The 17,518-nt window shown below is 70.0% G+C and carries 15 protein-coding genes and 4 pseudogenes; 11 read left to right on the top strand and 8 right to left on the bottom strand.

Annotated elements, in window-relative coordinates; translation table 11 throughout:
• Positions 1-492: IS701 family transposase (locus K7G60_RS31120; protein ID WP_225804313.1), on the bottom strand; the 492-nt coding region annotated here is incomplete at its 3' end.
• A 160-nt stretch (positions 493-652) separates the two neighbouring features.
• Between K7G60_RS31120 and K7G60_RS31115 the strand changes: the two genes are divergently transcribed.
• Positions 653-1,207 (top strand): hypothetical protein, encoded by a 555-nt coding sequence (locus K7G60_RS31115; RefSeq protein WP_225804312.1) that lies wholly within the window; start codon positions 653-655, stop codon positions 1,205-1,207.
• Between the two features lie 30 nt (positions 1,208-1,237).
• On the opposite strand, the pseudogene K7G60_RS31110 reads toward K7G60_RS31115, so the two are convergent.
• Positions 1,238-2,117: pseudogene (locus K7G60_RS31110) on the bottom strand (IS5 family transposase).
• A 4-nt stretch (positions 2,118-2,121) separates the two neighbouring features.
• On the opposite strand from K7G60_RS31110, the pseudogene K7G60_RS31105 reads away from it, so the two are divergent.
• Positions 2,122-2,603: pseudogene (locus tag K7G60_RS31105) on the top strand (transposase); the annotation flags it as partial.
• Between the two features lie 12 nt (positions 2,604-2,615).
• On the opposite strand, the gene K7G60_RS31100 reads toward K7G60_RS31105, so the two are convergent.
• Together K7G60_RS31100 and K7G60_RS31095 are read right to left on the bottom strand one after the other, a co-directional pair.
• Positions 2,616-3,161 carry an AAA family ATPase gene (locus K7G60_RS31100; protein ID WP_225804311.1) on the bottom strand — a complete coding sequence of 182 codons (546 nt, stop codon included), beginning with the start codon at positions 3,159-3,161 and terminating at the stop codon, positions 2,616-2,618.
• Positions 3,162-3,228: 67 nt separating this feature from the next.
• On the bottom strand, positions 3,229-4,356 hold the full coding sequence (locus tag K7G60_RS31095; protein WP_225804310.1) for an NADH:flavin oxidoreductase: 1,128 nt from the start codon (positions 4,354-4,356) through the stop codon (positions 3,229-3,231).
• Between the two features lie 117 nt (positions 4,357-4,473).
• Between K7G60_RS31095 and K7G60_RS31090 the strand changes: the two genes are divergently transcribed.
• The gene (locus K7G60_RS31090; RefSeq protein WP_225804309.1) at positions 4,474-4,908 is read left to right on the top strand and encodes a MarR family winged helix-turn-helix transcriptional regulator; all 435 of its coding nucleotides are present in this window, start codon (positions 4,474-4,476) and stop codon (positions 4,906-4,908) included.
• Between the two features lie 288 nt (positions 4,909-5,196).
• On the opposite strand, the gene K7G60_RS31085 is transcribed toward K7G60_RS31090, so the two are convergent.
• Together K7G60_RS31085 and K7G60_RS31080 are read right to left on the bottom strand one after the other, a co-directional pair.
• The gene (locus K7G60_RS31085; protein ID WP_225804308.1) at positions 5,197-6,108 is read right to left on the bottom strand and encodes an ADP-ribosylglycohydrolase family protein; all 912 of its coding nucleotides are present in this window, start codon (positions 6,106-6,108) and stop codon (positions 5,197-5,199) included.
• A gap of 372 nt (positions 6,109-6,480) precedes the next feature.
• Positions 6,481-6,993, bottom strand: a complete 513-nt coding sequence (locus K7G60_RS31080; protein ID WP_225804307.1) for a GNAT family N-acetyltransferase — start codon at positions 6,991-6,993, stop codon at positions 6,481-6,483.
• 394 nt (positions 6,994-7,387) lie between these two features.
• On the opposite strand from K7G60_RS31080, the gene K7G60_RS31075 reads away from it, so the two are divergent.
• The 3 genes and pseudogenes from K7G60_RS31075 to K7G60_RS31065 form a co-directional block, all read left to right on the top strand.
• Complete coding sequence (locus K7G60_RS31075) at positions 7,388-7,750, top strand: DUF1304 domain-containing protein (RefSeq protein WP_225804306.1); 363 nt, start codon at positions 7,388-7,390, stop codon at positions 7,748-7,750.
• 5 nt (positions 7,751-7,755) lie between these two features.
• Positions 7,756-8,313, top strand: a complete 558-nt coding sequence (locus tag K7G60_RS31070) for a TetR/AcrR family transcriptional regulator (RefSeq protein ID WP_225804315.1) — start codon at positions 7,756-7,758, stop codon at positions 8,311-8,313.
• Positions 8,314-8,646: 333 nt separating this feature from the next.
• Positions 8,647-8,780: pseudogene (locus K7G60_RS31065) on the top strand (IS5/IS1182 family transposase); the annotation flags it as partial.
• Positions 8,781-9,454: 674 nt separating this feature from the next.
• On the opposite strand, the gene K7G60_RS31060 reads toward K7G60_RS31065, so the two are convergent.
• Positions 9,455-10,303, bottom strand: a complete 849-nt coding sequence (locus K7G60_RS31060; protein WP_225804305.1) for an SDR family NAD(P)-dependent oxidoreductase — start codon at positions 10,301-10,303, stop codon at positions 9,455-9,457.
• A gap of 161 nt (positions 10,304-10,464) precedes the next feature.
• Here K7G60_RS31060 and K7G60_RS31055 point away from each other — a divergent pair, with 161 nt between their 5' ends.
• The 3 genes from K7G60_RS31055 (at position 10,465) to K7G60_RS31050 (ending at position 13,046) form a co-directional block, all read left to right on the top strand.
• Positions 10,465-11,019 (top strand): CGNR zinc finger domain-containing protein, encoded by a 555-nt coding sequence (locus K7G60_RS31055; protein ID WP_225804304.1) that lies wholly within the window; start codon positions 10,465-10,467, stop codon positions 11,017-11,019.
• A 64-nt stretch (positions 11,020-11,083) separates the two neighbouring features.
• Complete coding sequence (locus tag K7G60_RS38985) at positions 11,084-11,206, top strand: hypothetical protein (RefSeq protein WP_263986518.1); 123 nt, start codon at positions 11,084-11,086, stop codon at positions 11,204-11,206.
• A gap of 619 nt (positions 11,207-11,825) precedes the next feature.
• Positions 11,826-13,046: an acetylhydrolase gene (locus K7G60_RS31050; protein ID WP_225804303.1), complete on the top strand. Its 1,221-nt coding sequence runs from the start codon at positions 11,826-11,828 to the stop codon at positions 13,044-13,046.
• Between the two features lie 901 nt (positions 13,047-13,947).
• On the opposite strand, the gene K7G60_RS31045 is transcribed toward K7G60_RS31050, so the two are convergent.
• On the bottom strand, positions 13,948-14,220 hold the full coding sequence (locus K7G60_RS31045; RefSeq protein ID WP_225804302.1) for a hypothetical protein: 273 nt from the start codon (positions 14,218-14,220) through the stop codon (positions 13,948-13,950).
• Between the two features lie 382 nt (positions 14,221-14,602).
• Here K7G60_RS31045 and K7G60_RS31040 point away from each other — a divergent pair.
• A pseudogene (locus tag K7G60_RS31040) lies at positions 14,603-15,434 on the top strand (NAD(P)H-binding protein).
• Between the two features lie 690 nt (positions 15,435-16,124).
• Positions 16,125-17,069 carry a MurR/RpiR family transcriptional regulator gene (locus tag K7G60_RS31035; RefSeq protein WP_225804301.1) on the top strand — a complete coding sequence of 315 codons (945 nt, stop codon included), beginning with the start codon at positions 16,125-16,127 and terminating at the stop codon, positions 17,067-17,069.
• Positions 17,070-17,518 lie beyond the last annotated feature (449 nt).

The following is a 17,518-nucleotide window of genomic DNA, read 5'->3' as shown; positions in this document are numbered from 1 at the left end:
GCAGCGTTCACGGTCGTCGGTCCAGGACACCGGGAGGTAGAGGCGGCGGTCGATCAGGGTGCGGCCGCGGTCGGTGGCATAGGCGAGGAAGACGCCGACCTGGCAGTTCTCCGTGCGGCCCGCGGTTCCGGAGTACTGCCGCTGGACCCCGGCCGACCGGGTCCCCTTCTTCAGGAAGCCGGTGTCGTCCACGATCAGCACCGCCTGCGGGTCACCCAGATGCTCCACGACGTACTCGCGCACGTCGTCCAGGACCTCCTCCGCGTCCCAGTCGATCCGGTTCAGCAGCCGGTGGAGGCGGTCCGGTCCCGCATGGCCGGCCTCCTCCGCCAGTGTCCAGCCGTTCTTCCGCTCCAGTGGAGCGAACAGCCCTCGCATATACGCCAGCGCCGACTCACGCGGCTCCGACCTGGCGAAACGGTGCACGAACCGCTCGGGCAGAGCCTTCAGTTCATCCGCCCACGACCGGGCGTCAGCAAGCTCCCCACCCATGACCAGACCAACGACCCACCTGCCCAACCGTCACGACAAAGACCGTTGCAGTATTAGAGCCTGTCCGGCGGATCTTGTCGGGGCGCACCGGTGAACGGAGGAACCGAGAAAGCTCCTGGCCCTTTGTCCTGGTCTTCGAAGCAGAACGTAACCTGGTGGCATGTTGCTGATCCACGACGGGAAGACCACCGCCGACGCGCCCGTCCCGCGCACCGGCGGCGTCCCGCTAGTTCCGGAGGGCTTCGTATGGCCCCTATGCCGCGAGTGCGATGGAGCCATGCAGTTTCTCGCGCACCTGCCGCTGCCCTTTGGCGTGGCGGCGGTGTTCTTCTGCCAGAACGACCCGGGTATGTGTGACGACTGGAGCGCCACTGCCGGAGGCAATGCCGCCTTCCTTTTCGACGGCGAGCGGCTCTCCCCGGCCACCGTTCCGGCCGAGGGTGAAACGGATCTCGGTGCGGTCACCGCTCTTCGCCTCCGCCCTGAGCACACACCGGCCCTCGAACGGGTTCTGGGGCGACTGGGCGGCGAACCGGACTGGCTCCAGAGCGACGAGACCCCCGTCTGCCCTTCCTGCAGCGTTCGAATGACATTCGCCGCGGAACTGGAGGAGGGACACGACTTCGCCACCTCGGCGAACTTCGGAGGCGGAGGCCGTGGCTACGTCTTCACCTGCCGCCCCTGCGCCAAGGCCGCGTTTCTCTGGCAGCGCTGATAATCCCGTCACTGGGTACCGTCCGGCTCGTCACGGGCGGAGCCATAACCGGACCGCTGCTGCGGTGACGGTGCCGTGGAAGACGTAGGCCCTCTTGTCGTAACGAGTCGCGACCGCAAGAGAGTTCTTGAGCCGGCTGATGGTCCGCTCCGACTTCGTTGCGCCGCCGGTAGCGGTCACGGTCGAAACCGATGGGCCTGCCGCCCAAGCCGCCTCTGCGTCGGCGATCGGCCCGCTGGTCCATGGGCTCGGGGATGGTGTGCCAGATCCGATGTCTTCGCAGGTAGCGGCGGTTGCGGCGTGAACTGTATGCCTTGTCGCCACTGACGCGGTCCGGCCGGGTCCGGGGTCGTCCGCCCAGCGGCCAGGGAACCCGGGTCCGGTCCAGAACCTCGATCATTTGGGGCATCACCCCACTGGCCTGGTGTGAGCAGGAGGTCCATGGGGCGCCAGCCGCCATCGCCGGCGAGGTGGATCTTGCAGGTCAGGCCGCCCCGGGGCCGTCCGAGTCCCTCGTCGGGGCGGTGGTGCCGGGGCATCGTCCTTTTTTCGGAACCCGCGGCCGGGCCTTGCGGGCCCCGGCCGCGTGCTGACGGGCCCGGCAGGACGTCGGGTCGACACCGACCATCGACCAGTCGATCCGGCCCGCGAGGTCGGCGTCGGCTTGGACCGCGTGCAGGATCCGGTCCCAGGTGCCGTCCGCCGGCCGGCGACGATGCCGCTCGTAGACGGTCTTCCACGAGCCATGGCGTTCCGGCAGGTCACGCCATGGGACACCGGTGCGGATTCGGAACAGGATCCCGTTGACCACGGTCCGGTGGTCGTTCCACCGGCCGCCCCGACCACCCAGTGGTGGCAGGTGTGGCTCCAGCAGCGACCACTCGCGATTCGTCAGATCCCTCCGGCCCACGGCCGAACCACCGAACCACCGGTCAGACGGTCCCATGATCCGCCGGACAGTACTTGGGGCCGCTGGCAACACATGGTGGCGACCCCATGCCTCCAGGGAGGCGGGTGATGCCCGGCCTTCGACGCTGCCACGGCCGCCATCCGTGTTCCGCGAAGCGGCCCCGGAAGACCGAGGACCCGTCCCGATGCCGTCCTGGCGGACCGCGCGTACCCATCTCGCGCAATCCGGAGTCGCCTCCGCCGACGTGGGATCCGCGCTGTCATTTCTCAGCCGTCCGACCAGGTCGGTCACCGTCTGCGGCGAGGCCGCGCCGGCGACCGCCCACCGGCGTTCGATGCCGACGGGTACAAGCAGCGCAACGCGGTCGAGCGATGCCTCAACCGGCTCGAGCAGTGGCGAGGTCTGGCCTTGCGAACGGACAAGCTCATCATCGCTTACCAGGCCGCACTCCATGTTGCCGCCATCCTCATCTGGACCCGACTCTGAGCGGCGAGGAACCTACCCGGATACGTTCGCCAGCCATCCGGTGGCGCTCACGACCTCGCGCGCTATGTCGACGACGGTCCGTCCGTCAGTCGCCACTCGCACCGTGTCCGGGGGTGCCTGCTCATCCAAGATCCGCGCCTTGCGGGCGCTGCCCTCCAGCTCCTGCTCCAGCTCCGAGCCCAGTTCCCGGCCGGTCAGCCGCTCACGGGCGGTGGCGTCGGACGCGGTGAGCAGCACCCGCACGATCCTGACGTCCGCACCCATGGCGCGTAGGAACATGCCCTCGTTCTCGGCCAGGACGCTCACCGTGTTCGTGTAGATCAGGCGGCGGTACCCGAGCCCGGCATAGTTCGACCAGAGCGCCGCCAAATTGCGCTCGGTGATCTTACTGCGGTGTGGGTCCCCCTCCGGAGCGGGATGGGCCTGCCCCATGAAGTCACCTTCGATCACACAGTGGGGAACCATCGCAGCACGCAGTCGTGCTGAGACCTCCCATCCAACCGTCGTCTTGCCGACGCCGGCGCGCCCTCCGATGAGCAGTACCTCTGCTTGATCCATAACTGCACTCTGCCACCGAGCAGTCGAACCACGCGAACCAAATGTGCGCGGATCAGGGAGACAGGCCCTAGCTCAGCGTATTGACCGCAGCCGCGTCGTACGGCTTCAGCTCGTCGGTCCGCCCGGCCAGGACCTTCGCCGCCCACTCCGGGTCCTGGAGCAGCGCACGGCCGACGGCGACCATGTCGAATTCGTCGCGCTCCAGGCGGTCGAGGAGATCGTCGATGCCCTGGACCGGGGCGCCCTTGCCCGCGAAGGCGTGGATGAAGTCGCCGTCGAGGCCGACCGAGCCGACGGTGATGGTCGGCCTGCCGGTGAGCTTCTTGGTCCAGCCTGCCAGGTTCAGGTCCGAGCCTTCGAACTCGGGTATCCAGTGGCGGCGGGTGGAGGCGTGGAAGACGTCGACGCCGGCCGCTGCGAGCGGGGTCAGGATCGCCTCCAGCTCCTCCGGGGTCTCGGCGAGCCGCGCGTCGTAGGCGTCCTGCTTCCACTGCGAGTAGCGGAAGATCACCGGGAAGTCCGGGGAGACGTTCTCCCGGACCGCGGCCACGATCTCGGCCGCGAACTTCGTACGGGCCACGGGGTCGCCGCCGTAGGCGTCGGTACGACGGTTCGTTCCCGCCCACAGGAACTGGTCGATGAGGTAGCCGTGGGCGCCGTGCAGCTCGACGCCGTCGAAGCCGATGCGTTCGGCCGCCGCGGCGGCTTCGGCGAAGGCGCCGACGACCTCGTCCAGATCGCTCTGGGTCATCGCCTTGCCCGTGCCCTCGGTCCCGTCGGTGCGGATGCCGGAGGGACCCATGGCGGGGGCGTCGGGGTAGGGGGCCTGACCCTGCCGGCGCACCATGCCGATGTGCCACAGCTGCGGCACGATCGGGCCGCCCGCCACGTGCACGGCCTCGGCGACCTTCGCCCAACCCGCCAGCTGCTCCTCGCCGTGGAAGCGCGGCACGCGGTCGCTCTGTCCGGCCGACTCGTGGCCGACGTAGGTCCCCTCGGTGACGATCAGGCCCACGCCGGCGGCGGCGCGGCGGGCGTAGTACGACCGCACGTCCTCGCCGGGGACTCCGCCGGGGGAGAACATGCGCGTCATGGGCGCCATCGCGATGCGGTTCGGGACGGTCAGGCCGTTCAGTGTGACGGGCCGGGACAGGATCTCGGCCGCGCGGGAGGCGGGGGACGCGGTGACGGTCACAGGGACGCTCCTCATGGCTACTACTTGACAACCTTGATGCTTGAGAACTTCATGCAATGGGGAGAAGGTAGAGGCAGATGCTTGAGATGGTCAAGCATTCCCGGATAGGGTGGCCCCATGACAGAAGGCCCCCGCGTCGACACGAACCAGCTCATGGAGCTGCTCTCCGTGTCGCTCGGCGTCTACTACGGAGATTTCACCGTCGCGGCGGCGAGCGAGAACCTCACGGCGAGCCAGGGCAAGGCCTTGACCGTGCTGCGCCGGGGGCCCGCCGCGATGCGTGCCCTGGCCGGGACCATGGCCTGCGACGCTTCCAACATGACCGGGATCATCGACCGGCTGGAGCAGCGAGGGCTGGTGCGCCGCGAGGCCGACGCCTCCGACCGGCGCGTCAAGAACGTCATCCTCACGGCCGAGGGCGAGCGCGTCACTGACGCGATCCGCGCGAAGATGCGCACCACGCAGGAAGGCCTGGACAGACTCGACGACCAGGACAGGGACTGCCTGTACGCCCTACTGGAACGGGTCTTCGTCTCCCGGCCCCCCACCTGACCCCGGCCTCCCCGCGCCTCCTCGACACCGCCTCCGGGGTCCTGGTCGTCGGACCTCCCGGCGTCGGCGAGACCATGTCGTCCGTCGCCCTCGTCGTCCGTCGCCCTCGGCCGGGCCGCGGTCGACACCGGACACCGCGTCTACTTCACCACCACCGCCGGACTCGCGGCCAAGCCGCCGTCCCCTGCGGTCCCGTCCCCTGCGATGGTGTATCGGGCGCGAGGGCGCGCAGTCGCCGCTTCGAGCCGTACCCCCTGTTCGGATGGACGCGTAAGTCTTCCTGGGTTCCTACCGCGATGTGAAGGGGGGCAGCGGTTCACGGGTGGTGTGCCAGACGGGCGGGAGCGCGGTGGTGCCCGTACGAGCGGCGATCACTCCGCCCGCGATGGCGCAGGTGGTGTCGATGTCGCCGCGCCCGGCGACGGTGGTCCACAGCCCTTCGTGGAGGTCGTCGAGGTGTCCTGCCGCACACCACAGGGCGTAGGGCGCGGTGTCGGGTCCGGACATCCGGTAGCCGGATCCCAGGACCTTCGCCGCGTGTTGGACCGAGGTGTGCGCCGGCATTCGGGCCGCGATCCGCAGTCCCGATCGGACGTCGCTGTGGGGGAGCAGTGCGGCGATGGCGTGGAGGAAGTCCGGGCGTGCCGGGGCGGGCCCGCCGCGACTGCGGGTTGCCAGCGCCGCGGCGAGGGCCACGGCCACCGCCGCGGCGGCCGCTTCCGGGTGGTGATGCGACACCGCGCTCTGGCGGGCGGCCTGCTCGACGACGGCGTCGAGGTCGGCGGAGTGCCAGGCGCCGAGCGGCGCGACGCGCATGGCCGCGCCGTTGCCCCAGGATCCTTGGCCGTCGAACTGTCCGGCGACCACCTCCCGCCAGGGCTGGCCCGCGCCGATCCGGCGGAGCACGTCGTGCATGGAGGCCCCGTAGCCGCGGTGCGTGTCGTGGGCGTAGGCCTCGGCAAGTCGCAGGGCGAGGCGGTCCTGGTCGACATCACCGCTGCTCTGGGCGAGTTCCCGTACGAGCACGAGCGCCTGGGCGGTGTCGTCGCTCCACCGCCACAGTGGCCCCGGGGGCGGGGTTCGTGCTTCCAGGGCTGCGGTGCCTTCGCGGCGCAGGATGCCGAACCAGCAGTCGCCGAAGGCATCACCGAAGGCGAGACCGGACAGCGAGTCCAGGACGGCGGTCGGCGGATCGATCATCGGATGAGTATTACAGGGCAACGGCGTTCCCGGCGCTCCGATTTCGGCGCGGCATGGACGTGCTCCCTGTCCGGGCGGAGGCGCCCCCGTCAGTGGGCACGCCGTCGCCGGCGACTGAAGCGACTGGACTGCGGCCCCACTCTTGGCCGGGAGCGTGGTCGCCCGGGCCAAGAGGATTGGTCTCGCGGTGTGGTTCACCACGGTCGTGGTTGTTCACCCCTCATTCTTCCCGCTGGTTCTTCCCTCGCGGGGGTGACCCCACCAGCTCGTTCCGCATGGCCGCCTCGTGCGCCGTCCGGTTCACCGGAACCGGAGAACCGACGCGGCCGCGTGAAGAACGTCAGGTGGAGGGGCAGGGGGCGAGAACGGGACTCAGCGCACCAACTCCGCCGCCAGCAGGTCCATCAGCAGACCGTCGTGCCAGGTGCCGTCCGCGCCCCGCTCGTACTGGCGCATCACGCCGACGGTCCGGAACCCGACCTTCTCGTAACAGCGGATTGCGGCCGCGTTGTCGGCCGCCGGATCGATGACCAGCCGGTGGTACCCGCAGTCGTCGACGAGGTGTCGGGCGAGAGTGCGGACGGCGTCGGTGCCCAGGCCCCGACCGTGCACCGACGGATCGAGGAAGAGGTCGATCCCGGCGTGCCGGTACCCCGGGTCCTCCTCGGAGTACCACTGGATCATGCCGACGATCCGGTCGCGGTACCGGACCGTCAGGCAGCGGGTGGAGGGATCCTCCAGGTCGGAGACGACCTCCCCGGCCAGGTCGTCCTCGCCGAGCCAACGCGCCCGAACCTCGGGCGTGGCCCGGATGGCGGCGAGGGCGGGGACATCCTCGAGGGCGGAAGGACGCAGGACGACGGAAGTACCGTGCAAGTCGCTCATGATGCCCAGCCTGCCTCAGGGGACGGCCGTCGCGCCGCTGTCCGGCACTACTGGACCACGAGGAGGGCGGAGACGGCCCTCGTCTCCTCGGCGTGCTCGGCCGGCAGTCCGGCGGTCACGGCTTTCCTCCCGGTCGGGACGAGAGCGTGGGATCGCTCCCGCAATCGAGAGCGCATTGCCACTGGAACGCCTTGAAACCGAGGGCATGCATGGCTTCATGCGGGATGCGGTCCAGCGGCAGAGACCCGGGACCCCCACTCCGGTTCCGCCGCCCCGAGCCCCGGGCGCGGCGCCCCGGACCGCTGCCTGCAGGTCGGTGGACCGCCGACAAAGATCATGGACACATGTTCAGGTATCATGGACACCTGTCCATGATCTTTACGGGAGATGCCCCATGAACGTAACTGCGAACGTGCTGGTCGCGCTGGTAGCCGCGCTGCACGCGTACATCTTGGTTCTCGAGATGTTCCTGTGGGAGAAGAAGCCGGGCCGCGGCCTCTCCGGCTTCGACGCGGACACGGCCCGCGCCACCGCCCCGCTTGCCGCGAACCAAGGGCTGTACAACGGGTTCCTGGCCGCCGGACTGGTGTGGGGCCTGATCGCAGGGGACCCGACCGGGTTCCGGGTCCAGGTCTTCTTCCTCTCCTGCGTGCTCATCGCCGGGCTGTACGGCGGATTCACCGCCAACCGGCGCATCTTCGTCGCCCAGGCGCTGCCCGGGGCACTGGCACTGGCCGCCGTCCTGCTCGCCCGGTGACCGAAGTGCAGGCAGATCCCCGTACGGCACGGACCCGGGCCAAACTGCGCCAGGCACTGCTGGAGGAATGCGCCCACCGCCCCCTGGGAGAGGTCAGCGTCGCCGCCCTCGTGCGCCGGGCGGCAGTCGGCCGTGCAACGTTCTACCTCCACTACGCGGACCTGGAGGCGCTCGCCGTCGACGCCTGCGCCGACATCGTTCGCGAAGCCGTGGACGCCCTCCACGCGTGGCGCGGTTCACCCGATCCTTCGACCCCGCCGCCGGCCCTGCCGGCCTTCTTCGAGCGTCTGGCCCTGCACGGCGGGCTCTACCGGGAGCTGCTACGCCCGGGCGGCAGCGGCCCTCTCGGCCAGGTGCTGCACCAGGACCTGCGCGCCCGCAGCCGCACGGAGCGCGCCTTGGCCGGCGCGCCGGAACCCGACCTGGTCGCCTCGGCCGTGGCGGCGGCCTTCGCCGGCGTTCTCGCCGACTGGCTGCACGGCCTCATCGAGGCCACCCCCACCGAGATCGCGCAGCGGGTCTGGCGCCTGCTCGTCAACCTGCACCGCACACCCCTGTCCTGACGAAGGCCTCCGCTTCCCGCTGGTGCGGAAATGGGCCTCCGCCGCCCGGCCGCGATGCCCGATCCCCGTTCCGAGGACGGGAAGCAGCAGGCCCTTCACGTCAAGGACCGCTCCGACTTCGACGCGGCCCAGCAGTTCGGTTACGCCCATGGGAAACAGTTCACCGAGCCGGACAGCTTCGCTTCAGTGTCGGACCCCGAGAGGTGGCTGTGGATGCCCGGCCTCGTCCCGGTTCCCTGTCTGCCTCTTCAGACGCCGTTTCTTATGACCGTCTCGAAGTCGACCGCTCACCGCCGGTTCCTGATCTGGTCGCGGGCCGGCGTGTGGGGCCGGCGGACCACGTCCTGGCTGACTGGCTACCGCCGGCTCGACCGTCGTTACGAGCGCCATCCCCGCAACTACCTGACCTTCTCGGTCTGGCCGCAGCCGTCCGCCGCTACAAGCGCTTCGCCCACCTCACTACATAGGGCACGGTCTGAAGGAAGTTGGGCGGAAGGTGGTCCCCTTCGTCGGGACATCCCCTCAGAAGCTCGCGCCGCGGCCGACGCCCGCACCGCCCGGCTCGCCGCCCAGGCCCGCAGTCTCGAAGCCCGCCTCGGCGAGGCGCTCGGCGAACAGTTCCGGTGGCCGGTCCGGCAACGGCGGACCGGATGGCACCGAGCAGTTCAAGGCCCGCGTCCCCCCCCCCCCGAGCAGCAGGTCGTCGGCCTGACGCTCAAGTTCAGGACCAGGGCGACGGGCTGAACGCCGCCCGCTCGACCATCCGCGGACTCAGGGTCCAGCTCGACCACGCCCCGGCACGACGGCACTGAAAGCACTGGTCGGACAACGGACTGCGGTCCTCAGTCGCACTGCGTCGGGGATCCACGAGCACCTGCTGCAGATGGTGGAGAACCGGAACTCCGCCCACCACGACCTGTTCTACGGCGAGGACGTGGCCTGGCCGGGGCCCGCCGGGGAGGGTGCGGAGCAATGGTGGTGCAGGGATCCGGGTCGAAGCCGTCTGTCGTGGCTTCGACCCGGACCCACCGGCCGGACCCACCGGCCGGACCCACCGGCCGGACCCACCGGTCATGGCCGGGCGGTGAGGAGGGCCGACCATCTCCGCCATGGTCATGTTCCCGGCGGGATCCGTGACGTACTACCTGTCGACGGCGTCGGTCACGCGCTGCCAGCCGTCCAGGTCTGCGAGCCGTGCCTCCAAAGCGGAGCGCATGCCCGTCGCGCTGGAGGTGCCAAGGGCCAGGCGCAGCGGAGGGTTGGGGCTGTCGACCGCGGTCCGGATGCCCGCGGCGATCCGTGCCGCGGCGGAGAACGCGGACGCCGGCAGCTCTCCGATGCCCTTCTGGACCTCACGCACGGTCTGGTCGTAGTCGCCCAGGCCGGCTGCGACATCGAGGCGGGAGAGGAAGGGGGTCGCGGTCATCCCGGGCTGGATGATCGTGACCTTGATGCCGAGTGGTGCGACCTCGGCCGCGAGCGCGTCCGACAGCCCCTCGACCGCGTACTTGGTGGCAGCCAGCAGACCCACGCCGGGGTGGGCGGACTGCCCGTAGACCGACGAGCCCTGGAGGATGTGGCCGGACCGCTGGGCGCGGAGCACCGGCAGCGTGGCGCGGAGCACGTTGAGCACTCCGAAGACATTGGTGTCGAACACGGCACGCACCTGTGTGTCGGAGGCCTCCTCAACGGCTCCGAACAGTCCGTATCCCGCGTTGTTGGCCACGACGTCGATACGGCCGAACCGTGTGAGCGTGCCTTCCACCGCGTCCCGGACGGCTCGCTCGTCCCGTACGTCGGTCTGGACGAGAAGGAGGCGCTCACCGTGCGCCTGCGCCAGTTCGTCCAGGGGAGAGGTGTCGCGGGCGAGGGCCGAGACGGTGTCGCCGTTCTCCAGTGCCTGGAGCGTCAGTTCGCGGCCGATGCCGGACGTGGCGCCGGTGATCAGCCATGTACGGAGGTGGGCCTGGTGGTTGGAGGTTTCATTCATGTTGCGACCGTAAGCCGTTAGCTCGCAACTAGTCAACGTCGGTTCGACTCGGAAGTTGCTCCCTAGCCGGATTAGTGCCGCTCCCGTTGATGTACTGTGGGAGGATGACCGCTACGGCAGCCGGATCCCCCAGACCCAGCCCGCGCACCGTCACTCCGACGGTGGAGACCGTTCTCGCGTTCGTGAACACGCGCGCGGACGGATCGGGTCGCCAGGAGCTGTTCGGGGACGGGGACTCGTTCGCGGCATGGCTGGCGGAACGCGACGAGTTCGGCGGCGAAACCGTGGTGACCGACGCTGACGCGGCGGTCGCGCGCGAGCTGCGCGACGCCCTGGTGACCGTACTGCTCGCGCACTCGGGCGATGAGGAAAGTCTGGGTGAGCCGCTGCAGCGTGCCGAGCGGCACCTGCGACGTGTGGGTTCGCTCTACCCGCTGGCGACGGTGGTCACGGCCGGTGGTGTAGAGCTGGCCTCGCCGCAGGCAGGGGTGCCGCACGTGTTCGGAACCGTACTGGCGGCGGTGACGACGTTTGCGCAGAGCGGCGACTGGGGGCGCGTCAAGGCGTGCCGGAACCCCCCGTGCCATTTCGGTTTCTTCGACCGCACCCGCAACGGGGGAGGGCTGTACTGCAGTACTGGCTGCGGCTCTCAGGTGTCCATGCGCAAACATCGCCAGCGGCTGCGCCACGGCAGTGGCACGCAGTCCGAGGCATGAGGCCGTCTCCCGGCGAGGAAGGGCGATCATCCCCACCGGCAAGCGCCGGGGCCGGAACCCTGGCTTGGCCGACATCCACCGGGCACTTGTCGAGCACGAGAAGCACCAGACGCATCCCGAAGCCGCCCACGCGGCCCACACCGACTTCGCCACCCTCCAGGCCGAAGGCGACGACCGGCCACTCTGAGCCCCTTGTCACCTCACGGAAGTCTCGAAGGGCAGGGCCTGTGAGGACCGCCTCGCCCACGCCATGGCGAGAACGCTGTCCCGGCGCGTCCGGGTGAGCTTGCGGCCGGCCCCGTACAGCACCCCGCTGCCCCCGCTGTCGTCGTCTCGACCGCTCCCGAGCTGCGTCGACGCGAACCGCGCCCTCGCGGTGCTCCGTGGAAACGTCCCTGGAGAAACATCCCCGGAGAAACATCGGGGACCCGGACACATCCGGCGAGCACATCGAACGCGACCGGACGCGGTGCAGCAGCTGCTGGAGCCGAGTCACCCGAGTCACCCGAGTCACCCGAGTTCTGTCGAGTTCTGCTCACCTTCGAGCAGATCCGCGTGTACGGGCTGCCCGAGGGCGAACACGTGGGCTGAGTTCCATGGCCGGAGCGGGCCGATCGATCCTGCTGGACCGCGAGCCCGAGGTGACCGGGACGGCCTCGCGACCGTACGGCACCGTCGGCCGCGTCGACCCCGGGGTGTACACCCGTGGGCCGATGCCGCGGGGGAGGGGCACGTGACACCGTTCCCCTGCGCCCACGGACTGCCCGTGGTGGCATAGTTGACCATGCGTTACCACGGGAGGGGCCATGACCGACACGCCGATCATCAACCGGAGGGGCATGACGCGCCGCGGCATGCTGGGAGCCGCGCTGGCCGTCGGGGCCACCGTGCCGCTCGCCGCCGCTGCCGGCCCCGCGTGGGCCGACCCGGCCGCCATTGCCCCCGCCGCGACGCGGCTCATGCTGCCCGCGCCGACCGGACCGCACCCGGTGGGCACCGTCCGGCTGCACCTCGTCGACCGGTCGCGTCCGGACGACATCGCCGGCCCCGGACGCTTCCGCGAGCTGATGGCCACCGTCTGGTATCCCGCCCGGGACGTCCAGCGGTACCCGGTGGCGCCCTGGATGCCGGACGGCGCGCTCCGGGCGTTCCTCGCCGATGCCGGGTTCGGCGACCTGGCTCCCCTGGGGCCGCTCACGGCCGGCCACGCGGGCGCTCCGGTGCGACGAACGGGCCGACGGCTGCCCGTCGTCGTGTTCTCGCACGGTGCGCACAGCCACCAGGGCGACCACACCGTCATGGTCCAGGAGCTCGCCAGCCACGGATACGCGGCCGTGACGGTGGCTCACCAGTACGACACGTACACCGAGTTCCCCGACGGGCGGATCGCCGTCCCACTCTACGACAGGCGGGCGCCGACGCTGCCCGGGGACTTCGCCGCCGACCTGCTTTTCGTCCTCGATTGCGTCGAGCAACTCGCCGCGGGGCGCAATCCCGACGTCGACCGCCGGGAACTGCCGGCCGGGTTGCTCGGGTCACCCGATCCGCGGCGCATCGGTGCGCTCGGCTGGTCGAAGGGCGGGACGGCCACCGCCTGCGCCATGCTCGCCGACGACCGCATCCGGGCCGGGCTGAGCCTCGACGGCCCGATGCAGATGAAGCCGCCACTGGCCGGCGACCTGGAGCGGCCGTTCATGATGATGTCCGCCGAGTTCACCCGAGCCACGGATCCCGCGGTCGCCGCCTTCTGGTCGCACCTGCGGGGCTGGCGTCTGAACATCCAGGCCCAAGGTGCCGCCCACGTCTCATGCGGCGACAACGAGGCACTGTTCCCGCAGGTGGCGAAGCTGTTCGGATGGAGCGCGCAGCAGCTCCAGGACGTGATCGGCACCCTCGATCCCGACCAGGCTGTGAAGATCCAGCAGGCGTATCCGCTCGCGTTCTTCGACGAGCACCTGCGCCACCGGCGGGGCCACCTGCTCGACGGGCCGTCCCCGGCTTTCCCGGCAGTGACGTTTCTCCCCTGAACGAATACCTGGGAGCGCGGCTCCGCGCTCCCTCAAAGATCATTGAGGGAGCAGGGCGACCGGGCCGAGTCCGGTCCGAACCACTTCGGCGACAGGGAAGAAGTCTCTGGTTTGCTGCTTTCTGCGAAGGCGACTCGGCGGGGGGCGCCTGTGGTGGGGGTCGTCTGTGGTCAAGTTCACCCCGGTCCACGATGCCTGGTGGACGCAGACCATGAGATGCGTGGCGAGCGGGACGGCGGCCCCGTACGTTGATCGAGATGCCGCTGCCCGGACGCCGCACGGCTCACGAGCATGCCGCCACCGGCAAGTCCCCATGCCCATCATCCTGGGCGCCGAACCCGCGATGCAGGGCTGCCGCGTCCGCTGCATCCTCCCACGAAGACGGCGAACGAGCTGGTGGAGGCAGCCGCCGAGAAGCAGCTGAACAAGACCATCACCGGCCCCGCCTCCGTGCCCCATCGTCGACCGCCCCACCGCCAACGGCACCAGCTCCTGGGTCGGCCCAGCCGTCGATCGCGCCTCGCCACAAGGAGCGGAGCAGCGCGAACCGTGCCAGCTCCGGCTGGTTCTCATCGATCTCGGACCGCACCCAATCCGGCGCGTCAGCCGCACCAAGGGCTTCGAACCGCGTCCGAAGCGACTCCGTCGCAGCTCGCTTCCGACGATGTCAGTCCGGACAACCACGACCGCCACATCGCCTCGACGTCATTCCTCGCACCAGGACGCCCCGCCGGACGCCGGCACCGCCAAGATCAATAATCTGCCCCGATCCTGATCCTCGGCGGGCGATGCCATTTCTGGTGAACGTGCGCAGCACCCAAGATCGCCAACCGCTGCCCGAACCGCTGATCAGTTGCTGCTACTTCACGGGTTCCGGCACAGCTTCTGGGGCAGGCCATTTTCAGGCAGGGGGCTTGCCTGTGGGCTCCGCAGTGTCATGGACCAGTTCGGCGAGCTGCAGCAGAACCCCGTACGTAGCCATTCGGCCGTGGACGCGGAGGAAGGAGGACCGGCTGAAGCATTTGAAGATCTCCCGTCGGGTCACCTTCCAGAGCTTGTGCTCGTACGTGCTCGCCGCCTCCAGCAGGGTCGATTCGGCTTCCTCCGCACCACCATCGAACTCCGCGAGGGTTCGTGTTTCTCGATCCATCTCGCTGACACCGTCGACGGGCATGGCAAGCACAGTCCATCTGGACACGCTGAGACCCGTTCCCCCTGCACCGCCGGCCACGGCGCACACCGCCCAAGTGCGGCAGGCCACCCTCACACCCAACCGGCGCCACAGGAGTTGTGCCGGGACCACTTCACGTGGACGAAGCCAGGACGCCGCTCCTCACACTCGTGGGGATGGCTCATCGAGCATCCATGGGCTCCGACCGGGCCACGGCTGCTTCCCGCGCACGCGGGACGGTCCCTGTCGGCGTACACGCGAGCATGCCCAGCCGGGTACGGACGAACGTGTCCGGTCGCGGGCATGGCCAGGCGCCTTGACCTGAAGTGCGATTGAGGTTCTAGCGTGTCGTCTGCTTGATCATCAGACGACGGGAAACCCGCCCGTGATCCTCGTGACCGGAGCCACTGGAAACATGGGCAGTGCCCTGCTCAAGGAGCTGCACGCACGCGGTGCCGGGCCCCTGAGGGGGCTCACCCGTGATGCCGCTCGGGCCGTCTTCCCCGAAGGGGTCGAGGCCGTGCAGGGCGACCTGGCAGAGCCTGCGTCGCTGAAGTCCGTGCTGAGAGGGGTGCGCTCGCTGTTTCTCGTGTCGCGTCCGGGCTCAGACGCGGACATCCTCGAAGCCGCCCGGCAGGCGGGCGTGGAGCACGTCGTGCTGGTGTCGTCCATCACCGTCCAGACCCCCGCACCTCGGCCCCGCCGGTGAGAACCTGGCGGTGGAGGAGCTGCTCAAGGCAAGCGGCATGGCCTGGACGATCCTGCGGCCGACGCAGTTCGCATCGAACGCCCTGATGCGGGCCGCTTCCGTCCGCGGCCGGGAGACCGTCCATGCGCCGTACGCCGGGACCGCGCTGCAGACCATCCACCCTGCGGACATCGCATAGGTGGCACGCGTGGGACTGACCGAGCCCGGCCACCACGGACGCACCTGTGCCTTGACCGGTCCGGAGCCGGTGACCGCCCGGCAGCAGGTCGAGGCCATCGCGGTAGCACTTGGCAGGGAGGTCCCCTTCGCCGAGATCAGCCGCCGGCAGGCCCGCGCACAGATGGTCGCGGTCTTCGGGCCCGAGGCCGCGGACGCCGTGCTCGACGTCACTGGCGGAGACGTGAACCCCGAGCTGTCGATGGTGCGCGACACGGTTTCACAGATCACCGGAACGCCGGCCCGCCCGTTCCGGCAGTGGGCTCCGGAGAACGCCCACGCCTTCCGCTGAGTCGCCCGGGCCTGAGCGCGTTCACCCGTACTCAGGTGTGCACTTCCAGGAGGACGCAGACGGTCCCGGCTCATGGAGCCCGATTCGGGATCGGGCTCCTGCTCCCCGTTCACACGAGGGTTGTTCTCGCCGGCCGGCGTGTGGGATGTTCCCGCCCCAAGGCTCTGCTGCGGATTGCCCACTTCGCAGGGCTCGAAGTCGTGCGGGGCTGGGCCGAGGGCCGTGGCGAGCGGCTGTGTGCCGTACTGGAGGCGTACGCGCGCGCATGTTCTCCGCGCGTCGTGAACACCACGGCACCGACATGGCCGCCCTGTTCCAGCAGGGGCCGAACGTCACCAAGACCCACCACCGGCTCGGCGGTCACCACGGGCCGCCGGGCCGCGCCCGTCCTGCCCCCGGGCCCCGCGCCCTGTGCCGAGTGGCGGGAGCGTGTCCGGCCGGGTGGTGCCAGGAGCGGGCGTCGAACTCGGCGTAACCGGTGTCCGGCCTGTGGCTCAACGTCCGGTGGCGAAAAGGGAACCTTCTGCTGCCGGTGCCAGGGTCTCGCCCATGGCGTTGATGCGCAGTCAGACAGGCCTTCCCACGCATGGTGATGCCATGGCGGTGCCCGCGGGCCGGTGCCTCCGGTTCATGGGGGCCGGGCGCGGGTGAACTATCTTGGGCGGCAGCGAGACGAGAAGGAGACACTCCGTGGCATCCGGGCAGCAGGCGCGTGCACAGGCAGCCGCGATCACGCCGGGCAGGGGCTCGTCCGAGGCGGAGGCCGTGATGGAGACGGCCTCTCCCGCCGAGCGGGTGCGGGCGCTGTTCGGCGGGCACCGGCTGTCTCCCGCGCAGCGGCGTATCGCCCAGTTCCTGACCGATCACCTCACCGAGGCGGCGTTCCTGTCCATCACCGAGCTCGCGGAGCGCGTGGGGGTCAGCCAGCCGTCCGTGACCCGGTTCGCCTCCTCGCTGGGCTTCAGCGGCTATCCCGCGCTCCGGGAGGCTCTGCAGCCCATCGCGCTCAGCGCGGTCGCCGGGGCGCCCGGTGAGGGGGAGGGGGAGGGGCGGCACCGTAACGAGCTCCAGTCGGCGATCGACGCCGAGATCGAGAACCTGACGTCCCTGCGGCGCGCCCTGGCCGACCCCGACCGGATCGTCGGCATCGGCCGCGAGCTGGCCCGGTCCGTCCCCCTGACCGTCGTGGGCCTGCGGATCTCGGTCTCCCTCGCCGAGTATTTCGCGTACGCCGCGCGGCGCATCCACCCCGATGTCCGGGTGGTGACGCGGGGTGGCAGCGTCGCCTACGACGGACTGCTCCAGGCGCGCGAGGCGGGCGGTACGTGGGTGCTGGCCTTCGCGATGCCGCGGCACGCCAAGGAGACCCTCGCCGTCGTGCGCGCCGCCCACGGTGTCGGGCTGCGCGTCGCGCTGATCACGGACCTCGCGCTCGGGCCGCTGGCCGACGAGGCCGACGAGGTGTTCACCGCGGGCACGGGCTCGCGGCTCGTCTTCGACTCGTACGCGGCGCCGGGGGTGCTGTCCGCGGGCATCCTCCAGGCCATCGCGGACGCGGACCCGGAGCGTACGCAGGCTCGGCTCGAGAAGTACGAGCACGCGGCGGAACAGCACGACTTCTTCCTGGACGACTGAGGCGGCTGGAACCGACCGAGGCGGCTGGAACTGGCCGAGACGACTGGGCCGGGTTTCGGGTCCCCACATGATCGTTTGGAATGAAAATTTTCATGCCCTTGCCTACTTGGCGGTATATATATTTACTAAGGGGGCCCCATGGGACCGAACGGAACATCGAAGGCCGCCCCCTCCTCCTCAGACGGCCTCGATGTCTCGTCGGTCCGCGCCGCGTTGTCGCGGATGTTCTGTGGCGGCTCCGACCACCCCCTGGGTCGGAGCCGCCACAGAGCCACACCCAGGCGTCCCGGCTCTCACGGGGGCGCTGCGCCACTGCCGGAGGCCCGAGGAGCACAATGCCCACGACGGCTGGGCGAGGTGCCTGGACCGTGACCGCCATGCGGCGTTATCCGTCCATCTCCGGCCATGGAAGGACCAGGCCGTTTCCTTCGGATCATCTCGCCGACCAG

It is taken from the genome of Streptomyces sp. NK15101 (genome assembly GCF_020400725.1).
Lineage (GTDB): Bacteria > Actinomycetota > Actinomycetes > Streptomycetales > Streptomycetaceae > Streptomyces.
This window is presented reverse-complemented; position numbering and strand designations above follow the sequence as displayed.

Excerpts from the sequence above, each read along its gene's own strand:
- K7G60_RS31115 (WP_225804312.1), top strand. The coding sequence starts at position 653 with ATGTTGCTGATCCACGACGGGAAGACCACCGCCGACGCGCCCGTCCCG.
- K7G60_RS31100 (WP_225804311.1), bottom strand. The coding sequence starts at position 3,161 with ATGGATCAAGCAGAGGTACTGCTCATCGGAGGGCGCGCCGGCGTCGGC.
- K7G60_RS31090 (WP_225804309.1), top strand. The coding sequence starts at position 4,474 with ATGACAGAAGGCCCCCGCGTCGACACGAACCAGCTCATGGAGCTGCTC.
- K7G60_RS31085 (WP_225804308.1), bottom strand. The coding sequence starts at position 6,108 with ATGATCGATCCGCCGACCGCCGTCCTGGACTCGCTGTCCGGTCTCGCC.
- K7G60_RS31080 (WP_225804307.1), bottom strand. The coding sequence starts at position 6,993 with ATGAGCGACTTGCACGGTACTTCCGTCGTCCTGCGTCCTTCCGCCCTC.
- K7G60_RS31075 (WP_225804306.1), top strand. The coding sequence starts at position 7,388 with ATGAACGTAACTGCGAACGTGCTGGTCGCGCTGGTAGCCGCGCTGCAC.
- K7G60_RS31060 (WP_225804305.1), bottom strand. The coding sequence starts at position 10,303 with ATGAATGAAACCTCCAACCACCAGGCCCACCTCCGTACATGGCTGATC.
- K7G60_RS31050 (WP_225804303.1), top strand. The coding sequence starts at position 11,826 with ATGACCGACACGCCGATCATCAACCGGAGGGGCATGACGCGCCGCGGC.
- K7G60_RS31045 (WP_225804302.1), bottom strand. The coding sequence starts at position 14,220 with ATGCCCGTCGACGGTGTCAGCGAGATGGATCGAGAAACACGAACCCTC.